General features: G+C 39.3%; 10 protein-coding genes and 1 pseudogene. 7 read left to right on the top strand and 4 right to left on the bottom strand.

What is annotated here, in order from left to right; translation table 11 throughout:
- The first annotated feature begins 160 nt into the window (after positions 1-160).
- A complete protein-coding gene (locus P8O16_RS01770; protein ID WP_300310240.1) occupies positions 161-619 on the top strand; it encodes a (2Fe-2S)-binding protein in 459 nt (152 codons plus the stop codon).
- 2 nt (positions 620-621) lie between these two features.
- Positions 622-2,784 carry a molybdopterin cofactor-binding domain-containing protein gene (locus tag P8O16_RS01765; protein ID WP_300310239.1) on the top strand — a complete coding sequence of 721 codons (2,163 nt, stop codon included), beginning with the start codon at positions 622-624 and terminating at the stop codon, positions 2,782-2,784.
- Positions 2,785-3,003: 219 nt separating this feature from the next.
- Here P8O16_RS01765 and P8O16_RS01760 read toward each other — a convergent pair whose 3' ends face one another.
- Complete coding sequence (locus P8O16_RS01760; protein WP_300310237.1) at positions 3,004-3,348, bottom strand: hypothetical protein; 345 nt, start codon at positions 3,346-3,348, stop codon at positions 3,004-3,006.
- Between the two features lie 71 nt (positions 3,349-3,419).
- Here P8O16_RS01760 and P8O16_RS01755 point away from each other — a divergent pair, with 71 nt between their 5' ends.
- Positions 3,420-4,571 (top strand): cysteine desulfurase family protein, encoded by a 1,152-nt coding sequence (locus P8O16_RS01755; protein WP_300310234.1) that lies wholly within the window; start codon positions 3,420-3,422, stop codon positions 4,569-4,571.
- A gap of 110 nt (positions 4,572-4,681) precedes the next feature.
- Here P8O16_RS01755 and P8O16_RS01750 read toward each other — a convergent pair whose 3' ends face one another.
- Together P8O16_RS01750 and P8O16_RS01745 are read right to left on the bottom strand one after the other, a co-directional pair.
- Positions 4,682-5,272: a nucleotidyltransferase family protein gene (locus P8O16_RS01750; RefSeq protein WP_300310230.1), complete on the bottom strand. Its 591-nt coding sequence runs from the start codon at positions 5,270-5,272 to the stop codon at positions 4,682-4,684.
- Between the two features lie 7 nt (positions 5,273-5,279).
- On the bottom strand, positions 5,280-6,380 hold the full coding sequence (locus P8O16_RS01745) for an XdhC family protein (protein WP_300310228.1): 1,101 nt from the start codon (positions 6,378-6,380) through the stop codon (positions 5,280-5,282).
- A gap of 102 nt (positions 6,381-6,482) precedes the next feature.
- Between P8O16_RS01745 and P8O16_RS01740 the strand changes: the two genes are divergently transcribed.
- The 4 genes from P8O16_RS01740 to P8O16_RS01725 all read left to right on the top strand — a co-directional run bounded on the left by P8O16_RS01740 (position 6,483) and on the right by P8O16_RS01725 (position 10,348).
- Positions 6,483-8,003: a M20/M25/M40 family metallo-hydrolase gene (locus tag P8O16_RS01740; RefSeq protein WP_300310226.1), complete on the top strand. Its 1,521-nt coding sequence runs from the start codon at positions 6,483-6,485 to the stop codon at positions 8,001-8,003.
- The gene (locus P8O16_RS01735; RefSeq protein ID WP_300310224.1) at positions 8,003-9,145 is read left to right on the top strand and encodes a DUF819 family protein; all 1,143 of its coding nucleotides are present in this window, start codon (positions 8,003-8,005) and stop codon (positions 9,143-9,145) included. Before P8O16_RS01740 ends, P8O16_RS01735 begins: the two co-directional genes overlap by 1 nt.
- 13 nt (positions 9,146-9,158) lie before the next feature.
- Positions 9,159-9,632, top strand: coding sequence for a hypothetical protein (locus P8O16_RS01730; RefSeq protein WP_300310222.1), 474 nt, complete (start codon positions 9,159-9,161; stop codon positions 9,630-9,632).
- Between the two features lie 266 nt (positions 9,633-9,898).
- Positions 9,899-10,348: a KTSC domain-containing protein gene (locus P8O16_RS01725; RefSeq protein WP_300310220.1), complete on the top strand. Its 450-nt coding sequence runs from the start codon at positions 9,899-9,901 to the stop codon at positions 10,346-10,348.
- 132 nt (positions 10,349-10,480) lie between these two features.
- Here P8O16_RS01725 and P8O16_RS01720 read toward each other — a convergent pair.
- Positions 10,481-11,506, bottom strand: a pseudogene (locus tag P8O16_RS01720) (glycosyl hydrolase); the annotation flags it as partial.

Genomic DNA, 11,506 nt, shown 5'->3' with positions numbered 1-11,506 from the left:
AAAATAATTTTCATGAATCAAATTTTCAATTTGAAAAGAAGAAATTCCATTCACTCGTCCGATCATAGTGCAATTCATCAAAAAATCAGGTTATTATCAATTGAAATTTCGGTCAAACCTTGATTTTCTTTAACTTAAGCAAGAATTCAAAAAATCGATCATGGCAACATTTAACCTTAAAGTCAATGGAAAATCCCATACCGTTGATGTGGAGGAGGACACTCCGCTTTTATGGGTATTGAGAGATCATTTAGGACTAGTCGGGACTAAATATTCCTGTGGTATCGCACAATGCGGTGCATGCACAGTTCACCGAAATGGTGAGGCAATTTTCTCTTGTATCACTCCAGCCTCCAGCTTGGAAGGTGATGAAATCATTACCATCGAGGGACTGTCTGAAGATGGAGACCATCCAGTACAAAAAGCTTGGGATGAAATAGATGTAGCGCAATGTGGCTATTGCCAAGCAGGACAAATCATGAATGCTGCTGCATTTTTGGATAAAAACCCAAGCCCTAGCATGGAAGAAATTGATGAGGCGATGAATAGAAACATCTGTCGATGTGGAACTTATCATAAAATCAGAGAAGCTGTTGCAACGGCTGCTAAAATCAAATAATTATGGCTACAGGATTAAAAACAAATCGAAGGGACTTCCTCAAAATTGCCGGAACTACGGCAGGAGGATTGTTTATTGGCTTTAATTGGATGAGCTGTGATTCTCCAAAAGTTGAAGTGTTGACTACGGAGCAAATACTTTCACAGGCTAAGAGTTTCAATGGATACCTATCTATTTCTCCGACAGGAGATGTGGTGATTTATTCTCCGAACCCTGAATTGGGACAAAATATCAAGACTTCCTTCCCAATGGTGGTAGCGGAAGAATTGGAAGCAGATTGGAATAGAGTTCGTGTCGTACAGGCAAATCTTGATACTGAGAAATATGATCGGCAATTGACCGGAGGATCAGGTGCAATGCCCCATAGCTGGGAGCGATTACGAAAAGCCGGTGCTACTGCAAAGTTTGTTTTAGTCGCGGCAGCTGCAGAAACTTGGAAAGTACCAGCTTCAGAGATCACCGTGGAAAAGGGAATCATTTCTCATAAAGCCACAAAAAAATCCGGTCATTTCGGGGAGTTTGTAGAACTCGCTTCCACGATGACAGCTCCTGAAGAAATTACTTTAAAGGACAAGAAGGATTTCACCATTATCGGTACGGCGGTTAAAAATGTAGATAACCCAGAAATATTTACCGGAAAGCCACTTTTCGGATTAGATTTTTACCGTGAAGGAATGCTTCATGCAATGGTCCAAAGACCTCCTTTCGGAATGAAAATCAAATCAATAGATGATTCTGGAGCTAAAAGCGTAAATGGTGTCACTGATGTGATTCAATTTGAAAATAATGTAGCGGTAATAGGAAAATCTACCTGGCCACTGATGAAAGCCAGAAGATTATTAAAAGTGGAGTACGAAGCGGACGGTGCAGTAGAAAGCACAGAAGATCACAATAGAATCTTCCGGGAAATGCTGGACAGTGGAAAAAGTACTGTTCGAAGGGAAGATGGAAACGTCGCTCAGGCTTTCAAAGGTGCGGCAAAAATCGTCACCGCTGAATACCAGTGTCCTTTCTTATCTCATTCCCCGATGGAGCCAATGAATTTCTTTGCGCATGTTCAAGGGGACAAGGCTGAACTGATTGGACCTACCCAGACTCCAGATCGAGCCCGTCAAACTGCAGCTGAAATTTTAGGAATTCCTGCAGAAAATATTTCTGTAGAAATTACCAGACTTGGTGGTGGATTCGGTAGAAGACTACGTGCCGACTATGTAGCTGAAGCTGTCCAAATTTCAAAATTGATGAATGCTCCTGTCAAAGTGACTTGGAGCAGAGAAGATGATTTGACTGGTGGAGCTTACAGGCCCGCTGTTAGATATAGATTTGAAGCTGCACTGGACGAAGCTGGCGAAATGATAGGATACAAGCTAAAAGGTGCAGGAATTAATTCTGGAAATAGCACCAGACAAGACAATTTCCCAGCTGCTGCTGTCGCAAATTATAAAGTGGAAAGTGTGGAACACAACTCTCCAATTACGACTAATGCATGGAGAGCACCGATCACCAATTTCCTAGCTTATGCGGAGCAATCTTTCTTGGATGAAGTAGCGCTTGAAGCAGGCAAAGATCCTGTGGAGTTTCGATTAAATCTATTGAACAAAGCTAAAAATAGCCCAACAGGAGAGCCTGGCTATGATGTAGATCGGATGATAGGCGTTCTTAATACTGTTGCTGAGAAATCCAATTGGGGTAAAAATCCAAATGTAAAACAGGGGCTCAGTATTTATTTCTCTCATAGAACCTACGTGGCTCAAGTAGCTGATATCGAGATAGAAAACGGAAGCCCGGTATTAAAGAAAATTACCGCCGCAACCGACTGTGGAATGGTTGTCAATACAACTGGTGCCAATCATCAAGTTAGAGGTGGAATAGTGGATGGGATGGGACATGCCATGTATGGTAACCTAACTTTCGTGGATGGATTACCAACTCAGAAAAACTTTGATTCCTACAAACTAATCCGAATGAAAGAGGTACCAGAGATCGATGTGCATTACGTCGATTCAGGATATGATCCAACCGGATTAGGAGAGCCTGCATTGCCACCTACAGGAGGCGCGATTGCAAACGCAATCTTTACTGCAACAGGAAGAAGGTTGAGAAGTCAACCATTTATTGAGCAAGAGGAGTTTTCTGATATCAAATTAGGAATTCGGAGAGCATAGTTTTCCTTGAGATACGAAAGCCTTCTGAATTCGATTTCAGGAGGCTTTTTTTATTTCTGACCACGAAGAACACAAAGGTTTCACGGAGAGCACGAAGATTTTCTGTAATCATATAACCTAATATTACTATATAAAATTTAGAGTCTTAATTAGAATTAAAATAATTTGGGGAAGTAATTATTAAAAGCAAATTCAGTTCCTAGCAAACCTGATGCTACCTCAAATCTCATCCATTCCTCTTTCCGGCCAATAAGCTCCGGTTAAAATCAATTGATTTGTAATTGGATTTAATTCAAATTTGATTTTCATCTCTGACCTCTCCTTTTCATCAATGGCAAGACAAGCGTTAAAGTGGATTAAATCAAATTCTAAGGTGAAGTTGCCACTTGTTGGAGTTATAAAAATTAGGTTTGATTTTATATCGACATTCTCAGCCAAAGCACCTTCTCTTTTGTAATAGTAGGAAAGGAAGATTCCCAAATCCTTCGAATTAGCTTTAAGGAAATCTGAAAGCTCTTTCAAGTCTAAAGAATCTGAATAATCAAAAGTCCAAGTTTCCTGCATAAGAATAGTTTTTCCAAAGATACACATCTGCAAAACCTAGAAAAACGAGTGAATTAAGCTATTTTGAACTCATGAATTATCCAATTTACCTTGACTACAATTCAACTACACCTTGCTATCCTGAGGTGATCGAGGCAATGCTTCCTTATTTTGGGACTCACTTCGGAAATGCGGCAAGCAAATCGCATCCTTATGGATGGGTAGCTGAAAATGCAGTTGAAAAAGCCCGTGAACAAGTTGCAAACTTGATTGGAGCAAAACCAAAAGAGATCATTTTTACCTCTGGGGCTACTGAGTCGATTAACCTTGCATTAAAAGGAATATTTGATGTTTTTGAAGGCGAGCCGATTCATATTATCAGCTGCAAAACTGAGCATAAAGCGGTTCTGGATTGTTTAGATTATTTAGAGCAAAAAGGTGCTGAGATCACTTATTTGAAAGTTGATTCCAAAGGAAAGATTGATTTGGAAGACTTAAAGAAATCTATAAAATCAGAAACCAAAATGATCGCATTGATGTGGGCTAATAATGAAACTGGAGTTATTCATCCCATTGAGGAAATCGCCAAAATAGCCAACGAACATCAGATTATTCTTTTTGTAGATGGAGTTCAGGCCGTCGGTAAGATTCCTATTTCAATTTCCGGAGTCCATTTGATGGCTATTTCAGCACATAAATTTTATGGACCAAAAGGAGTTGGAGCATTATATATCCGGCATAATCATGATTTACCAAAGCCCATTCCACAACAAATCGGAGGAGGGCATGAGAAAGGTTTTAGATCCGGTACGCTTAATGTTCCAGGAATAGTCGGGATGGGAAAGGCAGCAGAAATGCGCTTTGAAGCAATAAATGAAGAAAGTATGAGACTGGAGAGGCTAAGAGATTTACTTGAAAATAAGCTCTTAGAAATCCCAAACACATTTTTGAATGGAAGTCAAATCCATAGATTATCACATGTTTCCAATATTGCTTTCGGAGGAGTAGAAGGAGAGGAGCTGCTTCGAAAGGTTTGCCTGAAAGTCGCAGTGAGCTCTGGATCAGCTTGCACGAGTATTTCTCCAAAACCAAGTCACGTACTTAAAGCCATGGGTTTGAATTCAGATTTGGGAAGAGCTTCGATTCGGTTCAGCTTAGGGTTTCAGACAAGTGAAATAGAGATTCTAGACGCAATAGACTGGGTTAAGGAAGTGGTAGGTGAGTTGAGAGGGGAAAATATTTGATTTAAGATTTAGGATATAAGAATTTTTACTAATGTACTTCCCTAAATAGTGTTGATCGTTTCGTTCAATGTTCCCTCAGTTCCTCACTGCTGTGCAGCTAGGACAGAATCCTAAAGATTCAAATCTCTTAAATCAGCTTCGGTATCTACATCTACTTTTCCCATTGGAAATTTTACTAGCGCACAATCATCGATATGTGCGAGAGCTACTTTTTTTGCTCCTTCGTCCCCAGAAAGTCCTTTCAATTCTTTAAAATATGCTTTGGTAAAAAGTATAGGAACGCCTACAGTTTCTGAATATTCACAAGCAACAATTCCTTTTCCGGTCTTCTTTTGAGTAGCAATCAGTTTCTTTAGCAACTTGGAATCCACAAACGGCATATCGCAAAGCATAATAATTACCTGATCTGGGGGATTAAACTTTAGCAAATAATCCAAGCCTTTTTGCATACTGGAAGCCATTCCTTTTTCCCAATCCTGATTTGGAATGTTGGGAATGGAATCGCCTCTAAAAGTCTTTTTTATCTCGTCCTTATTCGCTCCCAAAACTACAACCTGCTTTTCTACTTTAGCTTCCAAAGCTGCATCAATTGCATACTGAAGCAGTGTTTTACCTTTGTATTGAGCTATTTGCTTGGGAAATCCCAGTCTTGAAGATTCACCTGCAGCAAGAATAATGATTCCGGTTTTAGCTTTTTCCATATATCGTTTAATGTATTGGACCTTGTTTATCGCGCAGAAAGGTACCGCTTTTTCCAGCGAGAACTGCTTTTATTTCCGACAAGGCGGACAATGCAATTTCTTCAGAGTTTTCTGCACCGATATCCAAACCAATAGGTCCATAGACATTACTCCAGTCCGCTTGAAGCTCTTTGGTTTCTAATCGTTCTCGTAATTTTTCAGACTTTTTCTTTGGCCCCAATATCCCCACATAAGAAAGTTTGTTAGAAAGTAGAGTTTCGAGAACCGTTGCTTCGTATTCGAAATTATGCGTCATCAATAATGCCACCGTATAGGAATCAATAGTTATTCCTTCCAAAGCAAAGTTGGCGGGAGAAACATTGATTTTTGTAACAGTTGGGAAACGGGAAGTAGTAGCCTGATTAGCTCTTCCGTCTATTAAAATCACTTCTATACCCAGTAAATCAGCCATTTTAGCAACAGGAATTGTATCATTTCCCGCACCAAAAAGCAATAATTGAATCGGGGGATGAATTACTTCAATGAATATTGAATGTGAATCATCCAGTATCAAAATTTCATTTTTAACTAAATCAGAATTGGAAAATACTGATTCAATTTCTTCCAAAACAGGAGTAGCTATTCCAATATCTTTCTTCTTGTAAGTATCACCTTTCTTTAAAAATCGAGTTCCAATTTGTGCCGATCTAGCATTCTTGACCGAAAAGACAGTAGCCAAAACACCAACTTCGCGATCTGAAATTGCCATTTGAAGGAGGGCTACTGGGTTCAATTCATCTTGAAAATTAATCGGTTCGATCAATACATGGATAATTCCATTGCATCCTAAACCTATCCCGAATTTCTGATCATCTTCATCGGTAGTGTCGTAGGTCACTAACATAGATTCTTGCTGAAAAATCACCGTTTGGGCTTTCCGAAGCGCATCACCTTCCAGACATCCGCCACTGATAGCACCGGTCAGTTCACCTGCCTCTGTGATTAGCATTCTCGCTCCTGGCCTTCGGTAGGCAGAGCCGTCAACTTGAACCACAGTTGCCAAGGCAACTTTAAGTTGATTCTTCTTGGCTGATTCGTAGGCTTTTATAATAGATTTTTGCTCGTTCATTGAAAATCTTTGATAGCGATTAAAATCGTTCAGCATAAAAATAGAAGTTACTTCCGAATGCCAGAAGAAAAATCTGTATAATCGGGGATAAATCTTTGAAGAATGAAACAAGCTGTATCTGCGCTAATACTTTTGTTTTTTGGCTCCATCATCCATGTAAATGCCCAACTCAGCAAATCCGAGATAATAGAAGCGTCAGCTTTACAGCTGCGGAGTTCACTACTCGAATTAAAGGAGTATCTAAGCCTACCAAATAATGGAAAGGTAGCTTCAGATATCCAATTGAATCTGGATTGGACTAAATCAGCTTTGGAAAAGCGAGGTTTCAAAACTCAAATTTTGACTTCGAATGGAGTTCCTCACCTTTTTGCTCAAGGGAAAAATGACTTGAAAAAGAAAACAATTCTTGTGTACATGCAAGTTGATGGTCAGCCAGTCGATTCTTCTGCTTGGAATCAGGAAAGCCCATACATTCCGGAATTAATGGAAGAAATAAATGGGAATTGGGAGCCAATCAATTGGAATTTCATCGATGGGAAAATTGATCCTGGTTGGAAGATTTTTGCCCGTTCGGCATCAGATTCCAAAGGACCTACGATGACTTTTCTATCTGCCTTGGATATTCTCCAAAAAAAGGGAATTGCTCCAGCTGTAAATCTGAAGTTTATCTTGGACTTTCAAGAAGAGATGAGTTCGCCTGAACTTGCAAAAGTTGTAGCTGGCAATAAAAAGCTATTCGAAGCTGATGGAATCCTGATTATGGATGGAACCCGCCACTTTTCAAATCTTCCAAATTTGGCTTTTGGAGCAAGAGGAATAGCTACTATTACTTTGAAAATTTTTGGCGCTAAGAATGATCTACACAGTGGTCAGTATGGAAATTTCGCTCCAAATCCAGTTTTTGCTGCAGCTCGATTATTATCAGCTATGAAAGATGAATCTGGTAAAGTCTTAATTCCGGGATTTTATGAAGGTGTGAATTTCACAGATGCAGATCTCAAAGCTATGGCTGCGGTACCAGAAAGCTTGGAACAAATTCAAAATGAACTTGGAATCGCTGAAGCTGAAAAAGTAGGGGCTAGCTATCAGGAAGCCATGCAATTCCCCTCGTTGAATATTCGCGGTATGCGGGCAGCTTGGGTGGGCAAAGAGGTACGGACAATAATTCCCTCTGAAGCAGTGATTGAAATCGATATGCGCACAGTCAAAGAAACTCCAGCGGAGCGGCAGGTTGAACTTGTCAGAAAATTTATTGAAGATCAAGGTTATTATTTTGTAGAAGGGGAGCCCTCAGATGATGAGCGAAACAGCTTTTCAAAATTGGTATCATTTGACTATCGGATTGGCTCAGAACCCTTCCGAGCAGAAATGGAATCTGATTTCGGACATTGGCTGGAAAAAGGAATGAGTCTTGTATTTGGGGAAAACTACATTAAGACCCGGTTGACGGGTGGCTCTCAACCTATGGCTCCGTTTATAAATATTTTGGGAATCCCAGCAGTTTCGGTTCGGATTCCAAATCCCGATAACAGTATTCATGCACCTAATGAAAACATCCGAGTGGGAAATTATTTGGAAGGAATCCAGACTTGTCTTGGAATCTTAAGCCAATCATTTGATTAATGGAAAACCTAGACTGGATAGCTACTGCGATTGTTGTACTGACGGTATTTTTTGTACTGAGGATCAGTAAATTAAAAAATCGAATTGTAGAAAAAATATTAGACTGGTTTCCGGCTATTCTCTTTGCATATGTCATCCCGGCAGGATTCACTCATCTCTTTGGATGGGATCTATCCGGAGTCTATTTACACTCCTTAAGTCGCAATTGGATCATTCCAATTACACTGCTTGCGGTTATGAGCGCTTTGCCTTTGCGGCAACTTGCTATCGTAGGTGTTCGTCCCTTGGTGCTTTTTTTTATTGGCTCAGCTATTATCGCCACACTTCCGGTAATTTTGGTTTTGGCATTTTCAGGAGTAGATCTTCAGTCTTCCGATCTATTTGTAGAGCAAGCCTATTGGAAAGGATTAGTTCCTATCGTAGGAGGCTGGATCGGAGGAAGTACCAGTCAATTAATCCTAAAAGAATTAGCTGAAACACCTGAATCACTTTTTCTTTCCGTATTGGTTTTGGATAATATCTTGGTAAATATTTGGACCATCTTGATGTTTCAGTTTATCAAAAAAGGAGAAGTATTGAGCCGGATTTTTGGAATCAGTGACCCGATACCAGATCAATCTCAAGTAGATCTTAACTCAGGAGGTAGAAAAATTTTCCCTTGGATTACAGTTTTAATATTCTTTGGAATAGCATCACTAATTTTCTTTCTAAACATTTCCTTTCTTGGGATGGTCATCAGTCTATCCATAATTGGTTTGGTATTGGGAAACATCTTCAAACTTTGGAATACCCGCTTTTCTCTTCAATTGGGAGGTATTTGCATCGTTCTGGTAATGGCTATTTTAGGTTTGAGATTGGATTTCAGCAATCTTAGTTTGCCTTGGGAGTTTGTGACATTGGTGGTAATCTGGTTGATTCTACATTTTGTAGGGATGCTGATATGCGCAAAAATCCTAAAGTTAAATTTGGTTTGGGTACCTATCGCATCAATGGCTAATTTGGGGGGTATTTCCACAGCCCCAGCAGTGACGGCCGCTTATCGCAAAGATTTGATGCCTCATGCGGTATTGTTGGCAATTTTAAGCATGGTCACCGGCACAGGCTGGGGCATGTTGACGATCTACCTTTTTCAAAACATATAACAGAAAATCAGGAATGCAAATCCCTAGTTTAGCACAGCTTAAAAAAGAACTTTCTTATTTACCTGAAAAAGAACTCATCGAAGTAATCTTAGAACTCTCGAAGTTTAGCAGAGACAATAAGTCATTTTTGTTTTTTAAACTAAATGAAAAAGACAATCCTGGTTTATTCGTGGAAATGGCACAGGAGGATTTAGCGATTGAGTTCCAAAATGCCCGTGCAGATCATTACTATTACGCTAAGAAATCAGCTCAGAAGATTCGGAGAAAAATGAATAAGCTGCTGAAATTAACGAAGCAGAAAACTGATCAGATTGAGGTAATCCTATTTTTTTGTGAGCAATTGAAGGAAAATGGGTTTTTAGATCATCAGCATGCCGTACTTGATAATCTTTACCAAATGCAAGTCAAAAAGGCTGTGAAGCTTATTGGTGGGCTTCACGAAGATTTACAGTTTGATTATGAGGGTAGGATAGAGGAATTGACGTGATTTCATTTTTAATTGAATCCTGATTGGTTTATCTGGTTGATCTATTGGTTTTTGGAGATGCTGGTTTTGGTAAAAACTCAAATTGCCGATACTAACGAATCATATAGTAACCCAAATAATAATTTATAGAGTTGATTATAATCCAAATTTAGTATTGAAAATCATTAATCTATTTAAGATAATGTTGGCTAAAAGTTCCTGATTTCAGGGTATAGCTTTTTCAATAATTATATAAGTACCTTTGCGCAAATTTTAAGAGAGATTCTATGAAGCGCATTAATGAATACAAAAAGTTATTTAGTATCGAAGGACCGATTGATTTGAAAGAACTGAAAACTACTTACCGGAATCTCGTGAAAGAATGGCATCCTGACAAATTCCAAGAAGGGGATGAAAAGGCAGCTGAAGCAAAGGAAAAGAGCACAAAAATTATTGATGGATACCATTTTTTAGTCAGTATTGCTCCTGAAACAATTGCTGCAAACCTTGAAGAGTACACAGTGACTGCTACTCAAACTGGCATTGAGGACTTTCACTACAAGAATCTAGTACTTGAAATCACGTTTTTGGATGGGAATACTTACGAGTATTTTGGAGTCTCGAAAAACACTTATACCAAATTTCTCAGTGCAGATAATGCCTATCGATTTGCTAGAAGAAACATCTTAAGTTCTCATCTTTATAGAAAATCAAAAAAGACTTTGGTGGAAGCATAAGCTTACTGCTTCAAGAATTGAACAAAAAATGGCTTTCTGATATCAGAAAGCCATTTTTACTTTTATCTCCTAAGAAAAATTTATCAGAGCAAAATCCTTACGGATTTTTTAGCATCACGAGTAAACTTTAAATCACTTCTTATCGATTGTGATTTTATTAGGTAATACATAATTTAACTTTTTAAGATCTCTTGAAAGCACCTCATCCAGTTTTGCGAGATGATTCTCCAATTCTCCTGAAAGCTCCTCAAAAACCACGTAGGCAGCGTCTGTTGGCCTAGCCTGACCAGCTTCTACACTTCTCTGAAGAGAAGCCAATCTATTATTCAGTTTAATAGGGAAATTTAGAGGATCCTGTCCCGATTGATTTTGAACTTGATAAAGATCTTCCTCAATTACCTTCATTTTGCTCAGAATCTCATCAATTTGAGCTTTCACTTTTGCACTAGCTTTCAACTCATTAGCTTGAGATCTGATATTTCGAATTAGTATCACTGCTTCGTTTGCTTCCGAAACCTTATCCCGAATTTGGATTGCCAAGTCAAATTGCTCTTGCAAATCATCAGCTATAACTCCTTGAAGATTCGGATCCATCTCCAACTCAAAATCAGTATTATGCGATTTACCCAAAGCAGTTAACCTCACTTGATAAGTCCCAATAGGGGCGTATGGACCACGTTGAGGTCTAGCAGACCAAATGATCATCCCATCAAAAACAGTTGATCCCGGATACCGCATATCCCAGGTAAAGGTGTTCAGTCCAGCATTACGCTTTGGTGCATTTCGGGCTGTTGAATCTCCATATGCAGTGTACGTGTTGATTAGATTCCCATCGGAATCAAGGATTTCAATTTTCAAGGAATCTACTTTCTCAGGCAAGTAATATTGGATTGCTGCATCGTAAACTCCACGAATAGGGTTGGCCGGTTTATAAAGTGTTACTTCATTTTTAGAGGTGGTTTCAACTGCTGCACGAAGTGGTCGAATATCATCCAAAATCCAAAAACCTCGTCCATGAGAACCCAATACCACATCGTCATTTTTCAACACTAAATCCCTGATCGGAGTATCGGGAAGGTTAAGTTGAAGAGATTGCCACATGTCCCCATCATTAAAGGAAACATAAACCCCGTGCTCAGTAGCCAAATAAAGCAATCC

This window comes from Algoriphagus sp. (assembly GCF_029254265.1).
Taxonomy (GTDB): domain Bacteria; phylum Bacteroidota; class Bacteroidia; order Cytophagales; family Cyclobacteriaceae; genus Algoriphagus.
This window is presented reverse-complemented; position numbering and strand designations above follow the sequence as displayed.